At 28.0% G+C, this 23,580-nt stretch carries 24 protein-coding genes and 1 other annotated feature; of the genes, 23 read left to right on the plus strand and 1 reads right to left on the minus strand.

The annotated features are described in order from the left end of the window. Nucleotides 1-139: 139 nt before the first annotated feature. Nucleotides 140-430: a hypothetical protein gene (locus I2E98_RS05575; protein WP_195467980.1), complete on the plus strand. Its 291-nt coding sequence runs from the start codon at nt 140-142 to the stop codon at nt 428-430. A gap of 126 nt (nt 431-556) precedes the next feature. On the opposite strand, the gene I2E98_RS05580 is transcribed toward I2E98_RS05575, so the two are convergent. Next, nucleotides 557-1,207 carry a GerMN domain-containing protein gene (locus tag I2E98_RS05580; RefSeq protein WP_195467981.1) on the minus strand — a complete coding sequence of 217 codons (651 nt, stop codon included), beginning with the start codon at nt 1,205-1,207 and terminating at the stop codon, nt 557-559. A gap of 159 nt (nt 1,208-1,366) precedes the next feature. Between I2E98_RS05580 and I2E98_RS05585 the strand changes: the two genes are divergently transcribed. The 22 genes from I2E98_RS05585 (at nt 1,367) to I2E98_RS05690 (ending at nt 23,451) form a co-directional block, all read left to right on the plus strand. Further along, nucleotides 1,367-2,161: a histidinol-phosphatase HisJ family protein gene (locus tag I2E98_RS05585; RefSeq protein ID WP_195467982.1), complete on the plus strand. Its 795-nt coding sequence runs from the start codon at nt 1,367-1,369 to the stop codon at nt 2,159-2,161. A gap of 200 nt (nt 2,162-2,361) precedes the next feature. Further along, the gene (locus I2E98_RS05590) at nt 2,362-2,736 is read left to right on the plus strand and encodes a metalloregulator ArsR/SmtB family transcription factor (protein WP_195467983.1); all 375 of its coding nucleotides are present in this window, start codon (nt 2,362-2,364) and stop codon (nt 2,734-2,736) included. 12 nt (nt 2,737-2,748) lie between these two features. Next, a complete protein-coding gene (locus I2E98_RS05595) occupies nt 2,749-3,126 on the plus strand; it encodes a NifB/NifX family molybdenum-iron cluster-binding protein (protein WP_195467984.1) in 378 nt (125 codons plus the stop codon). A gap of 181 nt (nt 3,127-3,307) precedes the next feature. Then, nucleotides 3,308-3,862: a metal-dependent hydrolase gene (locus I2E98_RS05600; RefSeq protein WP_195467985.1), complete on the plus strand. Its 555-nt coding sequence runs from the start codon at nt 3,308-3,310 to the stop codon at nt 3,860-3,862. A gap of 424 nt (nt 3,863-4,286) precedes the next feature. Then, nucleotides 4,287-4,436, plus strand: coding sequence for a hypothetical protein (locus tag I2E98_RS05605; RefSeq protein WP_195467986.1), 150 nt, complete (start codon nt 4,287-4,289; stop codon nt 4,434-4,436). A gap of 140 nt (nt 4,437-4,576) precedes the next feature. Next, entirely contained in the window at nt 4,577-5,683 is a 1,107-nt protein-coding gene (gene ytvI, locus I2E98_RS05610) for a sporulation integral membrane protein YtvI (protein WP_195467987.1), read from the plus strand. Between the two features lie 473 nt (nt 5,684-6,156). Then, nucleotides 6,157-7,020 (plus strand): AraC family transcriptional regulator, encoded by an 864-nt coding sequence (locus tag I2E98_RS05615; RefSeq protein WP_195467988.1) that lies wholly within the window; start codon nt 6,157-6,159, stop codon nt 7,018-7,020. Between the two features lie 106 nt (nt 7,021-7,126). Continuing rightward, on the plus strand, nt 7,127-7,603 hold the full coding sequence (gene ybaK, locus I2E98_RS05620; protein ID WP_195467989.1) for a Cys-tRNA(Pro) deacylase: 477 nt from the start codon (nt 7,127-7,129) through the stop codon (nt 7,601-7,603). Nucleotides 7,604-7,727: 124 nt separating this feature from the next. Beyond that, nucleotides 7,728-8,228, plus strand: coding sequence for a PRC-barrel domain-containing protein (locus I2E98_RS05625; protein ID WP_195467990.1), 501 nt, complete (start codon nt 7,728-7,730; stop codon nt 8,226-8,228). Then, nucleotides 8,212-9,240 carry an AI-2E family transporter gene (locus tag I2E98_RS05630; RefSeq protein WP_195467991.1) on the plus strand — a complete coding sequence of 343 codons (1,029 nt, stop codon included), beginning with the start codon at nt 8,212-8,214 and terminating at the stop codon, nt 9,238-9,240. Before I2E98_RS05625 ends, I2E98_RS05630 begins: the two co-directional genes overlap by 17 nt. A gap of 78 nt (nt 9,241-9,318) precedes the next feature. After that, nucleotides 9,319-9,496, plus strand: a binding site (T-box leader). Nucleotides 9,497-9,612: 116 nt separating this feature from the next. Beyond that, on the plus strand, nt 9,613-12,261 hold the full coding sequence (gene alaS, locus I2E98_RS05635; protein WP_195467992.1) for an alanine--tRNA ligase: 2,649 nt from the start codon (nt 9,613-9,615) through the stop codon (nt 12,259-12,261). 138 nt (nt 12,262-12,399) lie between these two features. Then, complete coding sequence (locus I2E98_RS05640; RefSeq protein ID WP_133014261.1) at nt 12,400-12,657, plus strand: IreB family regulatory phosphoprotein; 258 nt, start codon at nt 12,400-12,402, stop codon at nt 12,655-12,657. Between the two features lie 129 nt (nt 12,658-12,786). Next, on the plus strand, nt 12,787-13,206 hold the full coding sequence (gene ruvX / locus I2E98_RS05645) for a Holliday junction resolvase RuvX (protein ID WP_195467993.1): 420 nt from the start codon (nt 12,787-12,789) through the stop codon (nt 13,204-13,206). A gap of 243 nt (nt 13,207-13,449) precedes the next feature. Further along, complete coding sequence (locus I2E98_RS05650) at nt 13,450-13,725, plus strand: DUF1292 domain-containing protein (protein ID WP_195467994.1); 276 nt, start codon at nt 13,450-13,452, stop codon at nt 13,723-13,725. Between the two features lie 23 nt (nt 13,726-13,748). Further along, entirely contained in the window at nt 13,749-14,210 is a 462-nt protein-coding gene (locus tag I2E98_RS05655; RefSeq protein WP_195467995.1) for a Fur family transcriptional regulator, read from the plus strand. Between the two features lie 65 nt (nt 14,211-14,275). Further along, on the plus strand, nt 14,276-15,943 hold the full coding sequence (locus I2E98_RS05660) for a ribonuclease J (protein WP_195467996.1): 1,668 nt from the start codon (nt 14,276-14,278) through the stop codon (nt 15,941-15,943). A gap of 286 nt (nt 15,944-16,229) precedes the next feature. After that, complete coding sequence (gene typA / locus I2E98_RS05665; protein ID WP_195467997.1) at nt 16,230-18,056, plus strand: translational GTPase TypA; 1,827 nt, start codon at nt 16,230-16,232, stop codon at nt 18,054-18,056. Between the two features lie 92 nt (nt 18,057-18,148). Continuing rightward, nucleotides 18,149-19,192 (plus strand): endolytic transglycosylase MltG, encoded by a 1,044-nt coding sequence (gene mltG, locus I2E98_RS05670; protein ID WP_195467998.1) that lies wholly within the window; start codon nt 18,149-18,151, stop codon nt 19,190-19,192. Nucleotides 19,193-19,210: 18 nt separating this feature from the next. Beyond that, nucleotides 19,211-19,861: an O-methyltransferase gene (locus I2E98_RS05675; RefSeq protein ID WP_195467999.1), complete on the plus strand. Its 651-nt coding sequence runs from the start codon at nt 19,211-19,213 to the stop codon at nt 19,859-19,861. A 44-nt stretch (nt 19,862-19,905) separates the two neighbouring features. Further along, the gene (locus I2E98_RS05680) at nt 19,906-21,150 is read left to right on the plus strand and encodes a U32 family peptidase (protein ID WP_195468000.1); all 1,245 of its coding nucleotides are present in this window, start codon (nt 19,906-19,908) and stop codon (nt 21,148-21,150) included. Between the two features lie 13 nt (nt 21,151-21,163). Then, nucleotides 21,164-21,781 carry a uridine kinase gene (gene udk, locus I2E98_RS05685; protein WP_195468001.1) on the plus strand — a complete coding sequence of 206 codons (618 nt, stop codon included), beginning with the start codon at nt 21,164-21,166 and terminating at the stop codon, nt 21,779-21,781. 53 nt (nt 21,782-21,834) lie between these two features. Continuing rightward, complete coding sequence (locus I2E98_RS05690; protein ID WP_243250961.1) at nt 21,835-23,451, plus strand: penicillin-binding transpeptidase domain-containing protein; 1,617 nt, start codon at nt 21,835-21,837, stop codon at nt 23,449-23,451. The last annotated feature ends 129 nt before the right edge of the window (nt 23,452-23,580 follow it).

A 23,580-nucleotide genomic window follows, 5' to 3' on the forward strand; every position in this document is an offset into this window, starting at 1 on the left:
GTTAAAGTTTATATCTCATTGGATATATAGGTTTATATTACCAATAAGATCATAACAAGATTCGACAAGTTATTTCTTGTATGTTTTGTATAATTAGCTTGTAAAGAGATAAAACTAGATTTTTATTAGGGGGACGGCTATGAGTACTAAAGATAAGTTAATTGAGTTATCAGAAGAAGCAGTAGAAATAATTAAGGAAGTAATGGATAGGACAGAAGAAGAAAGTCAATTAGTTAATGTAGATTATAACGAAAGTGGAGATACCATAAATTTTAAATTTGAGGATAATAGAATTGTTGAATACAGTTTAAGTGAGTTATGCTATATTTTTGAAGATGGTTTAGAGGGGTTTGAGATTTTTTCAATAAATAGATTTAGAGAATTTTATATTAAACTAAAAAAAATTCAATCACAAACTGAACTTTTATAGAAAAAAGCTAAATGCTTTAACTTAATTTTAAAATTATATAATTATTAGGCTGGTACATGAATGGAATACTAAAGGCTTAGAGGTATTTTATTCAGAAAGGGATGTACCAGCTTTTTTTATTAAGGATTATTCTAAGGGGGTTAGATACTCTTTAATATTATCATAATTTACAGTAAAAGCTTCTCCATCTTCAAGAATTATATGATTTCCACTATAAGGTTTACCATCTATTAAGAGAATAAAATTATTAACATTATAATTATAGCAATAAGTATACATTATACTATCTAAAATTCCACATTCAGGACCACTACCAAGATTTTTTATATTATCATAATAATCTTTAGATAAGTCTACAGTTAATGAATCATTATCTCTATCTATTTTTGCACTTTTAACATAAAGACTTTCTGGTAAGGTTGAAACGCCAGATTTTACTTCTTTTTTTAGTTCTTCTGTAAGTGCAGAAATTAATGCATTATCCTTTACTGGAATTACAGTATCTTTATAATAATAACAATTATCTGAACAGTAATAGTAAAAAATCCTACAGTTTTTATTAACAATAGTACACTCAGAAGTTTTATTATCAATATCCTCTTCAATATATTCTTCGGATGAAGAAGTATTTATTTCCTTGTCTGAGTTTGTTGAATTATTATTAGTAATATTAGAATTATTTTCTTGAGTTGTTGTTTTATCATTTACATTTGTACAGCTAAAAAGAAAGAAAGTTAATGATAATAAAGCAAAAAGGGTTAAGAGATACTTTTTCATTGATTACTCCTTAAAAATAAATTTCATTTTTACTATTATATGAATGTGGAGCTATTAGTTATTATTATTATTATTATTTCAATATGTTATTTAAGATAAGATTAAAATTTATGTTATACTATCCATATACTAAAATTTGCATCATATAAGGAGAATAATATGTATTTAATTGATTATCACATTCACTCAAATAACTCTTTTGATAGTAAGGAAACTGTATTAGCAGTTTGTGAAGCTGCAATCGAAAAAGGAATAAATGAAATTTGCTTTACTGAGCATTTTGCAGTTAAAGAAGGAATAAAAAGCTATGGATTTTTAAATTTAAAGAAATATAGTGATGAAATAAAAGAGTGTAGAGAGGTTTTTAAGGACAAGCTTATAATAAGAGCTGGAATTGAAATTTGCGAACCACATGAAAATGAAGAGGAATTGAGAGAAATACTTGAAAATATACCTTTTGATTTTATTTTAGGATCAGTACATAATTTTGATTATAATATTGGACTTGTAACATATATGAGTTGCCACTCTAAAGAAGAAAGTTACAGTAGATATTTTGAAGAAGTAAATAAAGTTTGTATGTCTCCTCACATTGATGTTGTAGCTCACTTAGATTTAATGAAGAGATATGCTTTTAATACCCATGGAAATTATGATTTTAATGATTATAAAGAAAAAATAGAAGAGGTACTTAAAAATATAATCAAAGCAGGGAAAGGTATTGAAGTTAATACTTCTACTTTAAGAGCAGTTGTTAATGAAACTATGCCATCAATTGATATATTAAAAATGTATTATGATTTAGGCGGAAAAATAATAACTTTTGGTTCTGATGCGCATAAGGTTGAAGATGTTGGTGCCGACATTAAAGAAAGTATGGATGTATTAAAGAATATTGGATTTAAAAATATATATACATTCCAAAATAGACAAGCAATTCCGATAGAAATTTAAGAAAAATTACTATTGGAAAATCAGGATAATTTGATAATGCATGAGATTTATTGTATTTAGAAGTTTTTGCAAGATATATAAGAAATTTAATAATTTTTAACTAGTTATCATATTAATTTACTTTAAATTGGGTTTGAGAAATTTAATTAAGAAGAATACAATTTAATTAAGCAATTACTTAATTAAATCGAGGTACACTTATGAATGAAAAAGTTAAAGTTTTTAAAGCTATAGGTGATGAAACTAGGTTAAAGATATTAATTTTATTATCTAGTAAAAATGTATGTGCAAAGGGTATTGCTAAACATTTAGAGATTTCTGAAGCAGCAGTATCACAACATATAAAAACTCTTAAGGAAGCAAATCTTGTAATAGCATATAAAGAAGGATATTACGTTATGTATGAATTAAATAAAGACATTTTAGAAAATGCTAAAAAATTTATGGACCTTCTCATTCATAAAGATATAGATTTAATAAGTAAGCAATGTAATATTAAAATTAGTGATTTAAGCATAGCTAAGTGTAAACTTAACTGTAAATCAATGAAATGTTGTTGTAAGAGAAAATTTTAAGGAGGAATTGTAATGAAAGTATGTTTCCCAGTAAAATCAAATGAAGGTATGAGTAGTATACCTTATAATCATTTTGGTAGTGCTCCGGAGTTTATTATTTGTGATTTAGAAACTAATAATGTTAAAGCTATAGGAAATGGAGATTTAGGCCATGAACATGGAAAATGTCAACCTATTAAAGCTTTATCAGGTGAAGTTGTTGATGCTGTTGTAGTTGGTGGTATTGGTAAAGGTGCTATAGTTAAATTAAATTCTATGGGCATAAAGGTTTATCAATCTATTGAAGGAACTATAGAAGAGAATGTTAATTCATTGAAAAATGGTGAATTAAAGGAGTTTGATAGTAATCATACATGTAACCATGATGGATGTTCTCATCATAACCATTAAAAGTAGATATTTGGTCAGCTATTAAGCTGGCCTTTTTTTATACTTAATCGACAAAATACGGGATACCTCTGAGGTCAATCCAATATATGGATTTACCTCAGAGATAGGGAAGAACATACTTTCACTTTATGGAAAAGTGTAGTAGAATATAAGGTGATAAAACTACAGAGGATGGAAGCAGATGAAAGGAAAAGAGCACATGATTGTAGGAACTACTGCAACGGCAACTATGGGAATTGGTTTTTTAATTACTAAGACTTTTGATAGTGCTGTATATTTAGTTCCTTTAATTATTGGTGGATTTATTGGATCATACATGCCTGATATTGATTCACATAATTCTAAAGCAAGACAAGTTTTTAATAAGGTATTAACATTTTCCATAATAGCAATAGTATTAGGATATATGTTAGGAATTGTATTAAGTGTAAGTGATATATTGAATTTCTTAGAAAGCAATATTAAAAATTGTTTTGCAACAGTTATGTTTTGTATAACAACTGTATTAGGAAAGTTATCTCCGCATAGAATGTTTACTCATAAATGGCTTGGCACATTAATGTTTTGCGGAAGTGTATATTTAACAGGAAATATATATTTAGCATTAGGTTTTTCTATGGGATATATTTTACATATTGTTTGTGATAGATTTTCACCAAGAGGTAAGAATTTAAAATTCTTTGAGTTTAAGTTACCTTGTAAAAACTCTAAAAATAAAACAACAATTACTTGGTAAATACAATTTTTAATAAATTAAATACTTAGTTACAGAGAAGAATTAGTAAGAATAAAAGAATTGGCAACTACTTAGAAGCTAATTCTTTTATTTTTATATTTTTAGGTAAATTTACCTTTATTGCTTTAAGTATACCTTTTGGATCTTCAGTCACTATTGAGCAAATAAGTAAATCATATTTAGTTGTAAGTTTTAACTCATAAGTATTTTCTTTATCTTTTTTTTTTTTTAGTAATAAACTTTGAATTTCATTGAATTGGCTTAAAAATTTTTTTATAAAATTTTTAAAAAACGTTTATGGAAAATATTTACAAATAATACTTTAAGCTGTATAATATATTTATAGTAGTTGAAAGAAAAACTTTAAGGCTACTATAATCTATAGATTTTATAATTATAAAAGCTAAAGGGGTGGTGCTTCTAAATGTCGTTATTAGATGATGTTCAGTTTGTGAACAAATATGATAGAGAGGAGGCGTGCGTAAAGGTTAAAAATAGGCTTTTAATTAATGCTAAAATTAAACTTTATAAATGTTTTAAAGAAGGAGATGATCTAATCTATCTAATACATTAGTAAAGGGGGATAGAAGTTCGTTATTCATAAAATAGAGTTTTAAACATTTTTTATTTGAAGATAATTTAATAATGTATATAAAAAGGAGCTACTTAATTTAGCTCCTTTTAATTTTAATATGAAAGGCAGATGAGATAAAAATGGAGTATATATCCTTAGTAGCAAAAAGATTACGACCTTTTTTGAGTTTGATTATTTTTTTCTTAGTATTTACTGTTTCTTTTTCAATAATTATTGGAACTTTAAAATATACAATTCCATTTATAATTGGATTAATAACAGCATCAATTTTAAAAAAACCAACAGAAACTCTTATTAAGAAATTTAATATAGATGGAAATTTGGCTGCCAGTATTTCAATATTGTTATTTTATATAATTACAGTAATTTTATTGGGTTTTGGAATAATGTATTTTTGCTCTGAAATTAAAGATTTAGCAACTGATGGTTATCAGTATCTATACGATAATAGATCAAATGTAAATGCATTTATTCAAGATTCACTATCAGCTTTTGAAAATATAGATGAATCTATTTTAGAAAGTTTAAAAAATAATATAAATAAATTTATATCAGATATATCAAATTATGCTTTAGATTTTAGTATGAATATTGTAAATTACATAATAGGTGTAATATCGGCTTTCCCATATATTATATCCGTAATAATTTTTGCAATATTATCTAGTTTTGTTTTCCTTAAAAAGTTTATTAAAAAGGATTCTTCACGTATAAAAAATACAGAGTATATTAATGAAAATGAATTTGATAAGTTTTTGAAGATTATCACAGAAATTAAAGATGTTATTTTTAAATATATAGGTACATATTCTATATTGATTTTATGTACATTTATAATTACATTTATAGGATTTAGTATATTAAAAATACCATATACATTGCTATTAAGTTTAACATGTATGATATTAGATTTACTACCTGTTGTAGGAATGATAATAGTATTTCTGCCACTTGTAATTATTTATTTTTTTAGTGGAAAGTATGTTACCGTTATATTTTTAGTAATTTTATTTTGTGGAATTATGATTACTAGAAATATATTAGAACCAAAGCTTTTATCATCATCACTAGAATTATCTCAACTAAGTGTTTTGATTGCTATCTTTGTAGGTTTAAATGCTGGAGGTTTTAAAGGGATGATATATTTAATGGCTCTATTTATAAGTTTTAATTTTTATAAAAAATATGTAACTAATAATCAGGAAATTATATTAAAAAAAAAATGATGTTAAGATTGAAAAATAGATATAATAATATTTATATGTTTTATGAATGCATCTCTATTAAATAAATTATTGATAATAATGATTTATTTAATAGAGAGTTTTTTGGGGGATAAATGTTAATTATTTAGTATCTTTTTGCATAAAAATTATAAAAACATTACTGTAACAAAAAGATAGATAATATTTGGAATTTATTTACATAAAATGTAATAAGTATTAAGTATAGGTGAATTAGTTTTAGAAAAGTGAGTGAAAGTGTTATGCAAAGGATTATAAGAGCTCGGAGATTGTGTTTATACTTTATGATATAAAAATAATAAATGTATAGAATTTATAATATTAATATAAAAATTAAGTTTATATATAGTCTTTAGTATTAATTAAAATATTTTAATTAATTTGCTAATAGAATTATGGTAGAAATAAGGATTTAAAAATTAGAATAAAAAAAGTTTTAGGGAGGGATTATCTTGATGAAAGTTTTAATAGCTGATGATGAATTAAGAAATAAAAGCGAGAAAAAAGTAAATGAATTTGAAATTGAGAAAGCAGATCATTTAAAAGAAAGTTTTCTTAAGGACTGGATGAAGGGGAAAATTAGAAGTTCAGAAATTGAAAAAGATATGAGGTATTTTAATATTAAATATACTAATTCAATGGGGCTTATAGTAGTTAAGCCTTTAATAAAAAGTGGAACGCTAATAGAGGAAGAGTGGCAAACGGATTTATTAAGTTATGCTATATATAATATTGCCAATGATATAATGAAGAAGTTTGAATATTTAAATGTGTTTATTGATTCCAAAAAGCGAGTTGTTATTTTATGTGATATAAATCCAATAAAGTATTGGCAGGGTGCTGTTAATGAATTAGAAAATGCTATTAATAAATCTCTTAAGATAAATGTAGTTATATGTGCATCGTTTTTACGTGAGGATCCAGTTCAGGTTAATATTGTTTATAAATCATTGTGTAATAGGTTAGTTGATAAGAGTAAAAAAACACCTATAGTTATTGAAGTTCAAAAATATATAAATAGAAATTATCATAATGAAGATTTATCAATATCAGAAGTAGCAAATAGTTTAGGTGTTAGTCAGACATATCTTACTAGATTATTTAAGAGAGAGCTTAAGATGACTTTTGCTGATTATTTAACTAATGTAAGAATAAAAAATGCAATAATTTTAATGAGAGATCCATACTTAGAGTTATATGAAATTGCAGAGCTCATTGGATATAGTACACAACATTATTTTAGTAATGTATTTAAAAAACATGTTGGAATATCACCTAAAGATTATAAGTTAGGTGTAGTTAATGAAAGCAGACACTAATAAAGATAGTTGTTCTTTATAAATAGCTTATTGTTTTTATTTGCCATTAATTTCACTTTAGGTATAATAATAAGTAAAAAAATATTATCTTAAGGGAGTATGGAAAATGGCAGTTCAAAAAACTAATGCAATGAGAATTTTAGATAAAAATAAAATAAATTATGAAGTAATTACTTATGATATTTCAGATGATAAAATAGATGGTATTTCTGTTGCAGAAAAGACAGGTCAAGATGTGAAAGAGGTATATAAAACTTTAGTAACACAAGGTGCAAGTAGAGAATTTTATGTGTTTGTTATACCTGTTGATAAAGAATTAGATTTAAAAAAAGCAGCAAAATCAGCTGGAGAAAAAAGCCTTCAAATGATTCATGTTAAAGACATAACTAAATATACAGGATATATAAGAGGGGGATGTTCTCCGGTAGGTATGAAAAAGCTTTATAAAACATTTATTCAAGAAGAAGCTAGAGAGCTAGAGAATATTTGTGTAAGCGGTGGTAAAAAAGGGCTTCAAGTAAAGCTAGAGCCAATGGATTTAATAAAAATAATAAATGGTAGCTTTGCTGATGTTATACATTAATATTTTTTATTATATAAATATTTAATAAAAAATGGGATGAAAAATAAAGGTTTCTATAAATTTTACTAATAATAACCATAGTATTTGCAAATACTATGGTTATTATATTTTTAGAGGTGAAGCAATGTTTAAATGGAGAGATTTTTACTTAATGAAGGTTTATGATTCTAAAAATAAATATATTGGTGTTATTGAAGATATTGCTATAGATTTTAGTAAAGGGGTTATAGAGGGATTTGTGATTTCACCAGCTTCTATAATAAAAAAGCATAGCTTTGTTGCTAGTGATGCAATAACGTCTATAGATAAAGTAATGAAAATTAAAGAAAGATCAAAATTTAAAGGGCTTAAGTTTAAAGAAATTAAATTTATTGATATTTTAAATGAAAATAAGAGGTTAATTGGAGTGCTTGAAGATTTAATAATAGATAAAGAAAGTTTAAATATAAAAGGATTGATTATTAGTTCAGGAATCTTTGATAAGATGTTTAAGGGAAAAGAAATTATTACATTAAAGCATTGCATTTTAGGTGATGATTATATTTTGTATAATGGTAATGAGCGCATTAAGCTTAAAACTTTACCTCATGACTTAGGAGGATCTAAGGATGTTAGCAAAGCATAAAAATTTGATTTATAAAACAATAATAGCAATAGTTCTTGTGATACTTAGTGTTGTTATATATATATATTTTACTCCTATAAGGGATGTTGTTAATTTATTGGTGATTTCATTTGTAATTGCATATACTTTGAAACCATTAAAAAATTATTTAAGTGAGAGGTTAAATATATCCTCTAAAAAAAGTTCACTTTTAATTATATTATTGTTTTTATTATCATTTGTAGGACTTCTATATTGTATAGTGCCATCCATATTAAATGAAAGTGGAAATTTTGGAATTATGCTAGATAGTATAGAAGAATATATTCTAGTTCTTGCAAGTAGATTTAAGTTTGATAGATTACCGATTTTTGAAACCATATATATACAAGTTGGTGAAAAAATAAATATGATTCTAAGTAGTGCATCAACTAATTTAGTAGATAATATGATTTCTCTTGGAGAGAATATTGTTGGTCTTGCAGTTGTACCAATTACAACTTATTATTTATTAGCAGATGGGCATTTGATTTACAATAAATTGTTATTAGTTTTCCCAACAGATAAAAGAGTTTTAATAAAAAATATAAATAATAATATTGATAAAATATTAAGTAGATACATATTAAGTCAGCTTTTATTATCATTAATAATTGGTATATTATCATTTATTTTATTATTAGCACTTAGAATAAAGTTTCCTTTAGTTTTATCTATAATAAATGCTATAGCTAATATAATTCCTTATTTTGGGCCAATTATTGGAGGTGTTCCTATAATTTTCATGGCTCTTACAGGTTCTGTTACAAAAGGAATATTAGCAATTATAGGAGTATTTTTAATACAACAAGTAGAAGGCAACTTTTTAGCTCCCAAAATAACAGGGGATAGTACTAATATGCATCCTATAATAATTATTATTTTATTAATATTAGGGGAAAAAGTTGGTGGAGTAATAGGTATGGTTTTAATTGTACCAATTGCTGTAATTATTAAGGTTGTATATGATGATATAGATTATTACTTGTTTTAAACTTATTGAGGTTGATACATGGCAAAGTTTATTGACATAAATAATTAAATGAAATATAATTTTGTCATAAATATATAGCATAAAGCGATGAAGAGAATGAGTAAATATGATGTAAATATTAAGAGAGGAAGTGGATGGTGAAAACTTCTTATTTAGCATATTGAAGCTATCTTGGAGCTTATTTTACTTTAAGTGATGTATACTCATATACATAATTAGGGTGGTACCGCGGAAATTATAAGTTTTCGTCCCTTTTTCTTTAGGGATGGAGACTTTTTTTATTGGTTGAATTCCCCATAAAAAATAAATTTAAGATTTAGTTTAATTTATAATTAAATTACTAATAGAAGAAATTTGGAGGTAGAAAAAATCATGAAATTCATGGGAGCAAATGAATTAAGAGAAAGTTTTATTAGCTTTTTCGAATCTAAGGAACATTTAAGAATGGAGAGTTTTCCATTAGTACCTAAAAATGATAATAGTTTATTATTAATAAATGCAGGTATGGCACCACTTAAGCCATATTTTACAGGTATACAAAAACCACCAAAGACTAGAGTTACAACTTGTCAAAAGTGTATTAGAACTGGTGATATAGAGAACGTAGGAAAGACTTCAAGACATGGTACTTTCTTTGAAATGTTAGGTAACTTCTCATTTGGAGATTACTTTAAAAATGAAATTATTCCATGGTCATGGGAATATGTAACTGAAGTTTTAAAATTACCTAAGGATAAATTATATGTAACAATTTATTTAGAAGATGATGAAGCATATGAAATTTGGACTACTAAGACAGATATAGATCCAAATAGAATATTTAGATTAGGTAAGGATGATAACTTCTGGGAAGTTGGAACAGTTGGTCCATGTGGTCCATGTACAGAAATTCACTTTGATAGAGGTGTAGATGTAGCACCTGTTACAAACGTAGATGATTTTGTAGCTGCTTCTGATGCTGATAGAATAGTTGAATTCTGGAACCTAGTATTCATTCAATTTGATAAACAAGAAGATGGAAGCTATGCTCCATTAAAGAACAAAAATATAGATACTGGTATGGGACTTGAAAGAATTGCAACTATAATGCAAGGTGTTGATAACATATTTGAAATTGATACAGTAAAGAATATATTAAATAAAGTATCTTCTTTATCAGGTGTAGAATATGGAAAAGATGATAATAGCGATATATCATTAAGAATAGTAACAGACCACGTTAAAGCTGTAACTATGCTTATATCAGATGGTGTTCAACCAAGTAATGAAGGTAGAGGATATGTTTTAAGAAGACTTCTAAGAAGAGCTGCAAGACATGGAAGATTACTTGGAATTAAGGGATTATTCTTAAAAGATGTTGTAGATGCTGTTGTTGAAAACTATGGTGGAAATTATCCAGTATTAGTTGAAAATAAAGACTATATAACTAAGATAATAACTTTAGAAGAAGAAAGATTTAATGAAACTATTGATGCTGGAATGAACATCTTAAATGGATATATTAAAGAGTTAGAAGAAGCTAAATCTACAGTACTTTCTGGAGAAAAAGCATTTAAATTATATGATACTTATGGATTCCCATTAGAATTAACAGAAGAAATTCTTGAAGAAAAAGGAATGGCTGTTGACCACGAAGAATTTAAAAAGGAAATGGAAGCTCAAAGAGAAAGAGCTAGAAGTGCAAGAGGAGAAACTTCTTACATGGGAGCTGATGAAAATCCAATAAACAAAGTAAAAGCTGATGTTGAAACTGAATTTACTGGATATACTTCTACAGAAGGTGTTGGAAAAGTTGTAGTTCTTGCAACTGATGAAGCTTTTGTTGATGAATTAACTGAAGGTGATAAAGGTTACATCTTAACTGATAAGACTCCTTTCTATGCTGAAATGGGTGGTCAAATTGGTGATACTGGTATGATTACAGGAGCTAGCGGAACAGCTTATGTATATAACACTAAGAAAAATGTTGGTGGAAAGACTGTTCATTATGTTGAAGTTAAAACTGGAAGCATAAAAAATGGTGAAGAAGTTACTTTAACTGTAGACAAAGTAAGAAGATCTAGCGTTTGTAAAAACCATACAGCAACTCATATGCTACAAGCTGCATTAAAGGAAGTTGTTGGATCTCATGTTCATCAAGCAGGTTCTTTTGTTGATAATGAAAGATTAAGATTCGACTTTACTCACTTCCAAGCTATGACAGCTGAAGAAATTCAAAAGGTTGAAGATTTAGTTAACGATAAGATAATGGAAGTTGACACTGTAGAAACTAAGCTTATGACAATTGAAGAAGCTAAAGAATCTGGAGCAACAGCATTATTTGATGAAAAATATGGTGATAAAGTAAGAGTTGTATTTGCAGGAGAGTTCTCTAAAGAGCTTTGTGGTGGTACTCACGTATCTAATGTTGGAGAAATAGGACTATTTAAAATAGTTTCTGAAACAGGTGTAGCTGCAGGTATTAGAAGAATAGAGGCTTTAACAGGAAGAGCTGCTATAAAATATATGGAAGAAAAGCAAAGATTATTAAAAGAAGCTTGTGCAGCACTTAAGTGTACTGAAAAAGATGTTTTAAAGAAAATATCAACTCAAGGTGCAGAACTTAAGGAGAAAGACAAAGAAATTGCAGAGCTTAAGTCAAAACTTACAAGTGGAGCTTTAGATGATATATTAAATTCTGCTAAGGAGATTAATGGAGTTAAGTCAATTGCTTATGCACTTGAAGGTGTAGATGGAAATGCTTTAAGAGATTTAGCTGATAAAATAAGAAGCAAGATGGGTTCAGGAGTTGTAGTGTTAGTAAGTAAGTTAGGAGATAAAGTTAATTTAGTTACTATGGCAACTAAGGATGTATTAGATAAAGGAATACATTGTGGTAAGATTATTAAGGAAGTAGCTACTGTTGTTGGCGGTGGCGGAGGTGGAAGACCAGATATGGCTCAAGCAGGTGGTAAGAAGCCAGAAAGTATCCCACAAGCTATAGAAGTTGCCTTCCAAACAATAGAAAATTTAGTAAAATAGTTTTTTTCAGAGTATACAATTATGTTAATTTAGGTTATAATATAAGTAATAAAGTTGTATAAAAAATTTCTAATGATTAAAAATAAATAAAAAAAACTTTCGTAAGGGGGTGAAGCTGCTTAGGAAGCAGCGAACGATATGGATAATAATCTTGACAGAACAATGCAATTTGACTTAAACATTAACAAAGAAGATTTAACTAAATCAATTTTAAATGATGTGTATACAGCATTGAAGGAAAAAGGATATAACCCAATAAATCAGTTGGTAGGTTATCTAATTTCAGGGGATCCTTCTTACATTACTAGTTATAACGGAGCAAGAGCTTTACTTAGAAAACTTGAAAGAGATGAAATACTTGAAGAGGTAATAAAATCTTATCTAGAAATAAAATAAAAGGTGCCCGTTAAGCGGGCACTTTTATTTTATTAGGAATTAGTTTTAAATAATAAATTAATTAAAAATTTAAAATTTTTGAACATGTTTTACTGGTTCAAAATCACTTAATTAAACAAAGGAGTTTCTATGAGAATATTAGGACTTGATATGGGATCAAAGACTATAGGAGTTGCTTTAAGCGACCCTTTAGGATGGACAGCACAAGGAATTACAACAATAAGACGTACTAAGAAGGAACAAGACTTAGAGGAAGTATATAAAATATGCAATGAGTATAGTGTAGAAACTATAGTTGTTGGATTACCTAAAAATATGAATGGAACTATTGGAGAATCTGGAGAAAAAGCTCTAGAATTTGCTGAACTATTAAAAGAAAAGACTGGATTGCCAATAGAAATGTGGGATGAAAGATTAACAACAGTAGCTGCACATAGAGCAATGCTAGAAGCAGATCTTTCAAGAAATAAAAGAAAGAAAATTGTAGATAAAATAGCAGCAACATACATATTACAAGGCTATCTTGACAAGTTGAGACTTAGTAAATAGTTGACCGGAGGGAGACTGATTTACTTAGCCGAAACAGTGCTTTTAGTATAAACTGAGACTTAGCAAGTAACGAGTGATAGCGAAGTTAGTTGCTTAGACGAAGTAATGCTTTAGTGCAAGTTGAGACTTAGTAAATAGTCTATATAAAAAAGCAATAATTACTAATTGAATTAAGATATTTTCAGTTTTAATATTTTGTGTAATAATATAATAAACAATTCAAATGAAAAAGGAGTTTGTAAAATGGAAAAAGATTTAAAAACAATACAATTATTTGATGAAGATGGAAATGAGATAAATTTAAATGTAATAGCATTCTTTGATATGGTAAATCCTGAAACGGAAGAAAAAAGTGAGTATGTTATAGTTCAAGAACAAGGATATGAAGATGAGAGTCCATTTGCTTTAAAAGTAATAAAAGATGAAGAAGATAATGATATATTTGAATTAATTGAAAATGAAGTAGAGTTAGCTGCTATAGAAGAAGCTTACAATACTATCTTTATTGACGAAGAATAATAAAGAAATGAGGTGTTAAGTATATGAGCACAGTTAATATAGATATTGAATTATTAAAAGAAAACTTAAAGCAAAAGGGATATAAGTTAACGCCTCAAAGAAGAGGTATTGTAGATGTAATCATTGAAAAAGAGGGAGAACACTTAACCGCAGAAGAAATTTATGATGAAGTTAAGAAGATATGTCCTGATATAGGTTTAGCAACAGTATATAGAACTGTATTATTATTAGAGGAAATAGGCGTTATTTTTAAGTTAGATTTAAATGATGGATGCAGTAGATATGAACTTGTTCATAGTGAAGAGCAGCATAGACATCATCACTTAGTGTGTAATGAGTGTAAAGCTGTATTTGAGGTTCAAGATGATCTTTTAGATGAGCTTGAGGAAAGAATTGAAAATACATATGGATTTAAAATTTTAGATCATAGTGTAAAGTTCTTTGGAATCTGTGCTAAATGTTGTGAGAAACAAAAAGGTGAATAAAAGGATATTTTAAATAGTATGTATATACTTTGAAATACATAATGGAAAAGAGAAGGAGGGGACATATGAAGAATGAAAAAGCGAAGGTTAAGATTATTCCTTTAGGTGGGGTAAATGAAATTGGAAAAAATTTAACAGCCATAGAATATAAAAATGATATAGTTGTAATAGATTGTGGACTTAAATTCCCTGATGAAGATATGTTCGGAATAGATTTGGTTATACCTGATATAACGTACCTTATGAAAAATAAAGAAAAAGTATCAGGAATATTCTTAACTCATGGTCATGAAGATCATATTGGAGCGTTACCATATGTTTTAAAACAATTAAATGTTCCTGTATATGGAACGAAATTAACATTAGGAATAGTAGAGACTAAGCTTAAAGAGCATGGATTATTAAGTTCAACAGAGCTTATAAGAGTAAAGCCAAGAGATGTAATTAGATTAAATTCCGTATCTGTAGAATTTATAAAAACTAATCACTCAATTGCTGATTCAGTTGCAATTGCAGTACACACACCTTTAGGTGTTGTCCTTCATACAGGAGACTTTAAAGTAGATTATACACCTATTGATGGTGAAGCTATGGATTTTGCAAGATTTGCAGAATTAGGTAAAAAGGGAGTACTTGCAATGATGGCGGACTCTACAAATGTTGAAAAACCAGGATATACAAATTCAGAGAGAATTGTTGGAGAAAGTTTAACAAGAATATTTGGAAAAACTAAAGGAAGAATAATTATTGCAACATTTGCATCAAATATTCATAGAATACAACAAATAATTGATGCTGCTTCTGTATATGGTAGAAAGGTTGCTGTCTCTGGAAGAAGTATGGAAAATATAATGAATGTAGCTATAGAGTTAGGCTATATTGAAGTTGATAAAGATACTTTAGTATCCATTGATCAAATTAATAAGTATAATAATGACCAAGTGGTTATTATAACTACTGGAAGTCAAGGTGAGCCAATGTCTGCATTATCAAGAATGGCAGCATCAGAGCATAGAAAAGTAAATATTGTTGAAGGTGATACAATAATTATTTCAGCAACACCTATTCCAGGAAATGAAAAGCTTGTATCAAAAGTTATTAATCAATTGTTTAAAAAAGGTGCAGAAGTTATATATGGCTCTCAAGAAAATATTCATGTTTCAGGTCATGCCTGTCAAGAAGAGTTAAAGCTTATGCAAACATTAGTTAAACCGAAGCATTTTATTCCAGTTCATGGTGAATATAGACATTTAAAACAACATGGAGAATTAGCTATAAAATTAGGGTTAGATTCTAAAAATGTAGTTATTCCTGATGTTGGAGATGTGATTGAAGTTACTAGAAGTGGTATTAAAAAGAATGGAAGCGTTGTTTCTGGACAAATATTTGTTGATGGACTTGGAGTTGGAGATGTTGGTAATATAGTGTTAAGAGATAGAAAACATTTATCTCAGGACGGTATATTGACAGTAGTTGTAACTCTATCAAAAGAAAATAAAACTATAGTTGCAGGTCCAGATATTATTTCTAGAGGATTTGTTTATGTGAGAGAATCTGAAGGATTAATGGATGAAGCAAGAGATATTGTTAGAAATATTTTATTTGATTGTGAAGAAAAGAAAATCACTGATTGGGCAACATTAAAGTCAAATGTAAGAGATGAGCTTAGAACTTATCTTTATGAAAAGACTAAGAGAAAACCAATGATTTTACCAATTATTATGGAAATATAAGTACTAGTTGACAAGTAACAAAGTTAATAGTAGAATAATTGATAGATTTGAGAATTGGATACGAGTGTATCCAATTTTCTTTTTAAGTAAAATATTTATAGGTTTACAAAAGTGAAAAACTAAATTTATAATTTAGTAATTTGAACTTTCAAAGATATGGCGTAGCGGAGGGTTTATTACCTTTAGCGTGCTTTGTTGTAAAAGTAAGATAAGCCTTTAAAATAAAAACTATGAATTTAAATATTAGTATTTAAATTCATTAATAAAAGTTGATGGAGGAAATTAAATGGAATTAATAACTAGAGATGATATTAGAAATATAGCAATAATAGCTCACGTTGACCATGGTAAGACAACATTAGTTGATGCTATGTTTAAGGAAAGTCACGTATTTAGATCAAATGAAAAAATGGATGAAAGAGTAATGGACTCTAATGATTTAGAAAAAGAAAGAGGAATTACAATTCTTTCAAAAAATACTGCAGTTATGTATGACGGAATAAAAATAAATATCGTTGATACACCAGGGCATGCTGATTTCGGTGGGGAAGTTGAACGTGTACTTAAGATGGTTGACTCAGTTTTACTTGTTGTTGATTCTTATGAAGGGCCAATGCCACAAACAAAGTTCGTTTTAAAGAAAGCTTTAGAGTTAAAGTTAAAACCAATCGTTGTTATAAATAAGATAGACAAACCAAATGCTAGACCAGAAGAAGTTATTGATGAAGTATTTGATTTATTCCTAGAATTAGGGGCTGATGATGATCAATTAGACTTCCCAATTATATATGCTTCTGCTAGAGAAGGTTTTGCAAGATATAATGTTGAAGATACAAATATGGGAATGGAACCATTATTTAAGACTATTATAGATCATGTTGAACCGCCAAAGGGATATATAGATGGACCTTTCCAAATGCTAGTTACAACTTTAGATAGTAATGCATTCGTTGGTAAAATTGCAATTGGTAAAGTACACAGAGGAAAAGTTAAGAAAAATCAAAGTGTTGCTTTAGTTAGACAAGATGGAACTAAATCAAACTATAAAATAACTGCTGTATTTGGTTATAACGGATTAAAGAGAGAAGAAATTGAAGAAGCTGGACTTGGAGATATTATTGCAGTAAGCGGTATTATGGATGCTAATATAGGAGAAACTATAGCTGATGCATCTAATCCAGAAGCTTTACCATTCGTTGAAATTGATGAGCCAACACTTAACATGAACTTCATGGTTAATGACTCACCATTTGCAGGTAAAGAAGGTGAATTCGTTACTTCAAGACACTTAAGAGACAGATTAATGAAAGAATTAGAAACTAACGTAAGTTTAAGAGTTAAGGAAATAACTCCAGATTGCTTCGAAGTATCAGGAAGAGGGGAACTTCACTTATCAGTTCTTATTGAAACAATGAGAAGAGAAGGGTTTGAATTACAAGTTTCTAAGCCAAATGTTATCTTCAAAGAAGAAAATGGTAAGAAGTTAGAACCAATGGAATACTTAACTATAGACGTACCTGAAGAATTCATGGGTGCTGTTATGGAAAAAATGGGACCAAGAAAAGCTGAAATGGTTAATATGACATCAGCAGTTAATGGATATACTAGATTAGAATTCGTAATTCCAGCAAGAGGTCTTATAGGATTCAGAAATGAATTCATGACAGATACAAAAGGAAATGGTATCATGAACCACGTATTTGAAGGATATGCTCCATATAAGGGAGAAATCGAATCAAGAAGCAGAGGTTCAATAGTATCATTTGAACAAGGTGAAGCAATTGCTTATGGATTATTTAATGCTCAAGAAAGAGGTAGATTATTCATAACTCCAGGTACACCAGTATACCAAGGAATGGTTGTTGGAGAATGTTCTAGAGCTGAAGATTTAGATATAAATGTTTGTAAAGGAAAGAAATTAACTAACACAAGAGCTTCAGGTTCTGATGATGCTGTTAAATTAGTACCAGTTACTACATTAACATTAGAACAATCAATTGAATTTATTGGAAATGATGAGTTAGTTGAAGTTACTCCAGAAAGCATTAGAATTAGAAAGAGATACTTAGATGCTGCTGAAAGAAAGAGAATGATAAGCAGAAGCAAAAAATAATTAAGTAAATTCTTTATAATTGCATATAAAAGTATTATAATAGTGAATAGCTAAAAAATTTAGCTATTCACTTTTAAATACAGGGGGTATTTATGAAAAAAAAGCCTAAAAATACCGGTAGAAAATTAAGAAAAAAAAGAAAGAAAAATACTGGCAGAGCTTTAATTACTTTATTATTAATTATTGTAATAGCTTTGGCTTCTATGTTTATATCAACAATTAAAAAACCACTTAAAATTTCAGAACCAGAAGTAGTAAATGTTGGAGAAGGCGATAGTTTTTATAGTATTATAAATAACCTTTCCAATGAGAAGAAAATTAAAAGTCCATTTATAATAAAAATTTATTCCAAACTAACAGGGCTTGATTTAGAGGTTGTTCCAGGAAGTCATACCTTAGAGAAAGGTATGTCTGTAAAGGATATAGCTAAAACTTTAAAGGATACCAATAATTCAAATGCAATAGCTCTAACTATTCCAGAAGGATTTAATATAGAAGATATAGCAACTAGAGTAGGAGAAAAAGGCATTTGTACAAAGGATGAATTTTTAAGTGCAGTAAAAAGTTATCCGTTGCCATCTTATGTAAAGGATAATCCAGATAAAAGATATAATTTAGAAGGTTTTTTATTCCCAGATACATATAACTTTGAAGTTGGAGTTGAACCAGAATACATAATAGAAACAATGATAAAGAGATTTGAAGAAGTGTGGAATGAAATAACACAGGGCCTTGATATCAAAGAGGAAGATATTGAAAAGATAATTAATGTAGCGTCTATAATTGAAAAAGAAGCAAGAGTAGATGAAGATAGACCATTAATAGCATCTGTAATTTATAATAGATTAAATCAAAATATGCCTTTGCAAATTGATGCAACGGTTATTTATGCACATGGATATTATATAGAAGATGTAAGAAATAGGCATTTAGCAATTGAATCAAAGTATAATACATATTTGCATAAAGGATTACCAGTAGGTCCAATATGTAATCCTGGTGCTCCATCTATAAAAGCTGCATTAAATCCAGCTGATACAAATTATTTATTTTATCTATTAGCATCAGATGATGCACATTATTTTACTGATAATTATGATGACTTTTTAAAAAAGAAAGAAGAATTAGGATATTAACATATACGGAGGTTTAGTATGAGTGGAATTACCTACGACTATATGGAGGAATATATAAGAGGATTAATACCAGAAAGTAAAGGAAGATTAAAAGAGTTAGAAGTATTTGCCAAAGAAAATGGTGTACCTATAGCTCAAAAGGAAACAATAAAATTCTTAGAATTTATGGTTAGTATGAAAAAGCCATTAAGAATATTAGAACTTGGTACTGCAATTGGCTATTCTGCAATTATAATGCATGATGCAGCAGGAACAAATCCTCATATAACTACCATAGAACGAAGTGAAGAAATGATAAAATATGCAAAAGAAAATATAAAATCTTTTGGACTTGAAGATAAGATAGTTATTGAAGAAGGCGATTGTCTTGAAATATTAGAAAAGTTACAAGAACCATATGATTTAATTTTTATGGATGCAGGTAAGGGACATTATAATCACTTTTTACCACATTGTTTAAGACTTTTAAAAGATGATGGTATAATAATTGCTGATAATGTTTTATTTAGAGGCATGGTTGCAAGTGATGAATTAGTTAAGAGAAGAAAGATAACAATAGTTAAGAGAATGAGAAGCTATTTAGACTTAGTTTCACAAGATGATAGTTTAATAACATCAGTAATTCCTATGGGAGATGGTATTGCTATCACTAAGAGAAAGCTTGGATAACTAAAATTTAATAACTTAGTTACTGAAACAAAGGAGGTAAATAAATGAGAAAACCTGAAATATTAGCTCCAGCTGGTAATTTAGAAAAGTTAAAAATAGCTATAGATTTTGGAGCAGATGCTGTATATATAGGTGGAGGTAAGTTAAATCTTAGAGCCTTTTCAAATAATTTTTCAAATGAAGAAATGATTGAAGGAATTAAGTATTGCCATGATAGAGGTAAGAAAATTTATGTAACATTAAATGTCTTTGCAAGAAATCATGATTTGCCTTCAGCAGGAGAATATATTAAAGGACTTTATGATATAGGTGTAGATGCAGTTATAGTTGCTGATCCATCATTAATTGCTATATGTAAAGAAGTTGCACCAGAGTTAGAAATACATTTAAGTACACAAGCTAATACTGTTAACTGGATGGCAACTAAATTCTGGTATGATTTAGGTGTTAAGAGAATAGTACTAGCTAGAGAATTAACATTTAAAGAAATAAATGAAATAACTGAAAATATTCCAAAGGGATGCGATATTGAAGCATTTATTCATGGTTCAATGTGTGTTGCATATTCTGGAAGATGTTTAATATCAAACTACATGATTAAGAGAGATGCTAATAAAGGTATCTGTGGAAATGTATGCAGATATAAATATCATTTAGTTGAAGAAACTAGACCAGGTGAATATTACCCTGTTATAGAAGATGATAATGGAACATATATAATGAATTCAAAAGACTTATGCATGATTCATTACATACCTGAACTTGTTAAAAGCGGTATTTATTCTTTCAAAATTGAAGGAAGAATGAAAAGTGAATTCTATGTAGCATCTGTTGTTAAAGCATATAGAGAAGCATTAGATAGTTATTGGGAAAACCCAAGCAACTATAAGTTTAAAGATGAGTGGATGGATATGCTTAGAAAGGTAAGTCATAGACCATATCACACAGGTTTCTATTTAGGAATAAATGGAGAACAAAATTATGATGATGCAGGATATGTTAGAGATTACGAAATTGTTGGTATGGTAAAATCTTATGATCCTGAAACTAAAACTGCAACAGTACTTCAAAAGAATAGAGTATTTGAAGGTGAAGAAGTTGAAGTTTTAAGAGCTGATGTACCATACTTTAAGATTAAGCTTGAAGATATGTATGATTTAGATAAAGATAGAAAAACTAATGTTGCTAATAGAGCACATATGATATTTACTGTTAAAGTTGATACACCATTAAAAGTTAATGATATGCTTGTAAAAGCAAACAATGTTATTAATATTAATAACAACTAAGGAGGCCTAACAAATGAATAAACCTATTTTAATAGGAATTACTGGAGGAACAGGATCTGGTAAGAGTACAATAGCTGATGCGTTATATTCTAATTTTTCAAAAGATTGTATAGCAATGATACAACAAGATATGTATTATAAAGATCAAAGTCATTTATCTATGGAGGAAAGAGTTAAAACTAATTATGATCATCCAATGGCTTTTGATAATGATTTATTAGTTCAACATTTAGAACAATTAATAAAAGGAGAATCTATAGAAAAGCCAAGTTATGACTTTACTGTTCATAATAGAGCTAAAGAAACAACTACTGTAGAATCAAGAGATATAATTTTAGTTGAAGGTATTTTAATATTAGAAGATAAAAGAATAAGAGATCTTTTAGATATAAAAGTTTATGTAGATACTGACGCTGATATAAGAATTTTAAGAAGATTAGTAAGAGATATCAATGAAAGAGGAAGAACTGTTGAATCAGTAGTTGACCAATATTTAAGCATTGTTAGACCTATGCATCTTCAATTTACAGAGCCATCAAAGAAATATGCTGATATAATTATTCCAGAAGGTGGACATAATTATGTTGCAATAGATTTATTAATGGCAAAAATTAGAGATATACTTAAGTAATTTGAATAAAACACCTCATTTTAGTCTAGAATTTAGCTAAAGGAGGTGTTTTTTTGTATAGATATAAAATTGATAATAAAAAATCACTAATTGTTTGTATTGTATTTTTTAGCATTTTTATTGCTTTAACTATAAGATTATATATATTAATGATATATCCAACAACTTCTGTTCAAGGGCAGCTTGAAAATAATCAAGTTGAATATACTAGTGATAGTAATTATAAGTTGTTTGATACAAATGGAAATAGCCTTATAAATTATAAGAATAAGTATATTATGGTTCTTGATACGCAACCTTTTAAATTAAATAATTATGAAGAAACATTACAAGACTTATTAGCTTTAAACTTTATAATGAAGTCAGAAGATGAAGATTTTAATTTCACTGATATAATGAATCAAAGTGGTAAACTTTATTATACTATAACTGAAGAGACTTATGAAAAGATTAATAAGTTAAATGATATAAAGGGAATATATACTTATGTTTATAATGAGTTAGATTTGAAGGAAGGATGGAGTGTAGAAAATATTATTGCATCTATAAATAAAGATAATGTATTAGAAGATTCATTTGAAAGTAGTATTTTAGACATAATTAAAGATAATAAAAGACCAACAATAGGTTTTTATCTAGATGAGAAATCTATATATAGAAGTAATGAGACTAATTATGGGGAAAATAATAAAAATATAAAGTTAACTATTGATAAAGAATGGTCAGATAAAATAAAGGATGTTTTAAATAGTGATGATTATAGTAATTTAGATAATGTAGGTGTAGTTCTTTTAGAATCCAGTACGGGAAAAATAAGAGCAATGGTACAGAAGGATGAATCTGAAGCAAATGTTAATTTAGGTATAGGGCAATTAGGCTTTGAGCCAGGATCTATATTTAAAGTTTTAACAGAAGCCATTGCTTTAAATGAAGGTTTAATTAATATGGATGATACTTTTTATTGTAGTGGTGATATCTGTAGCAATGGAGGTAAACCCTATGCTCATGGAAGTTTAACAATAAATCAAGCTTTTGAGGTTTCATGCAATGATATATTTGCAAAGGTAGGTCAATTGATAGGTTATAAAAAGATGTTGAAATATACAACTAATTTAGGATTATATAACAAAGTTCTAGGATTAAGTGGAGAAAATAGAGAAGAGGCTGTAGGGGTAATGGCTAAACCTAGTGATGGAATTAGTAATTTTGCAATAGGTCAATGTATAACAGTAACACCACTTCAAATTGCAGGAGCTATTAATGCTGTAGTAAATGATGGAATATATATTAAACCATCCCTTGTAGAAGCCATAGTTGACGAGGACAATAATGTTATAGAAACTATTCAAAATGAAGAAAATAGAATATTTACTTCAACTACATCAAAATTAGTTAAAAATAGTATGTATGATGTTATTTGGGAAGGAACTGGTTCAGCAGCAAAAATAGAAGGTATAACACAAGGTGGGAAAACAGGTACTGCTACAGGTCAAGGTGGTGCTACTACTCATGGTTGGTTTGCTGGATATTTTGAGTTAAATAATAAAATGTACACATTAGTTGTTGTAGTACCAAATATAAATGGTGTAGATGCGAATGGAAACGACCTAGGAGGAGGAAATACAGCTGCACCTATTTATAGAGATATAGTTAAATCATTAATGCAATAATATTGCGCACACATTGAGACCGAAAAAATGGAATATTACTTTTACGGGAAGCGGTGAAATTTTCGCTAAGAATTTATATAATTGATTCCGTAAAATTTACTAAAGATTTTAAACTTGCTAAAGCTTCAA

Source organism: Clostridium sp. D43t1_170807_H7 (assembly GCF_015555905.1).
GTDB lineage: Bacteria > Bacillota > Clostridia > Clostridiales > Clostridiaceae > Clostridium.

Excerpts from the sequence above, each read along its gene's own strand:
- ruvX (WP_195467993.1), top strand. The coding sequence starts at position 12,787 with ATGAGAATATTAGGACTTGATATGGGATCAAAGACTATAGGAGTTGCT.
- udk (WP_195468001.1), top strand. The coding sequence starts at position 21,164 with ATGAATAAACCTATTTTAATAGGAATTACTGGAGGAACAGGATCTGGT.
- I2E98_RS05660 (WP_195467996.1), top strand. The coding sequence starts at position 14,276 with ATGAAGAATGAAAAAGCGAAGGTTAAGATTATTCCTTTAGGTGGGGTA.
- I2E98_RS05625 (WP_195467990.1), top strand. The coding sequence starts at position 7,728 with ATGTTTAAATGGAGAGATTTTTACTTAATGAAGGTTTATGATTCTAAA.
- I2E98_RS05605 (WP_195467986.1), top strand. The coding sequence starts at position 4,287 with ATGTCGTTATTAGATGATGTTCAGTTTGTGAACAAATATGATAGAGAG.
- I2E98_RS05655 (WP_195467995.1), top strand. The coding sequence starts at position 13,749 with ATGAGCACAGTTAATATAGATATTGAATTATTAAAAGAAAACTTAAAG.
- typA (WP_195467997.1), top strand. The coding sequence starts at position 16,230 with ATGGAATTAATAACTAGAGATGATATTAGAAATATAGCAATAATAGCT.
- I2E98_RS05580 (WP_195467981.1), bottom strand. The coding sequence starts at position 1,207 with ATGAAAAAGTATCTCTTAACCCTTTTTGCTTTATTATCATTAACTTTC.
- mltG (WP_195467998.1), top strand. The coding sequence starts at position 18,149 with ATGAAAAAAAAGCCTAAAAATACCGGTAGAAAATTAAGAAAAAAAAGA.
- I2E98_RS05600 (WP_195467985.1), top strand. The coding sequence starts at position 3,308 with ATGAAAGGAAAAGAGCACATGATTGTAGGAACTACTGCAACGGCAACT.
- alaS (WP_195467992.1), top strand. The coding sequence starts at position 9,613 with ATGAAATTCATGGGAGCAAATGAATTAAGAGAAAGTTTTATTAGCTTT.
- I2E98_RS05575 (WP_195467980.1), top strand. The coding sequence starts at position 140 with ATGAGTACTAAAGATAAGTTAATTGAGTTATCAGAAGAAGCAGTAGAA.
- I2E98_RS05675 (WP_195467999.1), top strand. The coding sequence starts at position 19,211 with ATGAGTGGAATTACCTACGACTATATGGAGGAATATATAAGAGGATTA.
- I2E98_RS05590 (WP_195467983.1), top strand. The coding sequence starts at position 2,362 with ATGAATGAAAAAGTTAAAGTTTTTAAAGCTATAGGTGATGAAACTAGG.
- I2E98_RS05680 (WP_195468000.1), top strand. The coding sequence starts at position 19,906 with ATGAGAAAACCTGAAATATTAGCTCCAGCTGGTAATTTAGAAAAGTTA.
- I2E98_RS05585 (WP_195467982.1), top strand. The coding sequence starts at position 1,367 with ATGTATTTAATTGATTATCACATTCACTCAAATAACTCTTTTGATAGT.
- I2E98_RS05650 (WP_195467994.1), top strand. The coding sequence starts at position 13,450 with ATGGAAAAAGATTTAAAAACAATACAATTATTTGATGAAGATGGAAAT.
- ytvI (WP_195467987.1), top strand. The coding sequence starts at position 4,577 with ATGGAGTATATATCCTTAGTAGCAAAAAGATTACGACCTTTTTTGAGT.
- I2E98_RS05640 (WP_133014261.1), top strand. The coding sequence starts at position 12,400 with ATGGATAATAATCTTGACAGAACAATGCAATTTGACTTAAACATTAAC.
- I2E98_RS05615 (WP_195467988.1), top strand. The coding sequence starts at position 6,157 with ATGAAAGTTTTAATAGCTGATGATGAATTAAGAAATAAAAGCGAGAAA.
- ybaK (WP_195467989.1), top strand. The coding sequence starts at position 7,127 with ATGGCAGTTCAAAAAACTAATGCAATGAGAATTTTAGATAAAAATAAA.
- I2E98_RS05595 (WP_195467984.1), top strand. The coding sequence starts at position 2,749 with ATGAAAGTATGTTTCCCAGTAAAATCAAATGAAGGTATGAGTAGTATA.
- I2E98_RS05630 (WP_195467991.1), top strand. The coding sequence starts at position 8,212 with ATGTTAGCAAAGCATAAAAATTTGATTTATAAAACAATAATAGCAATA.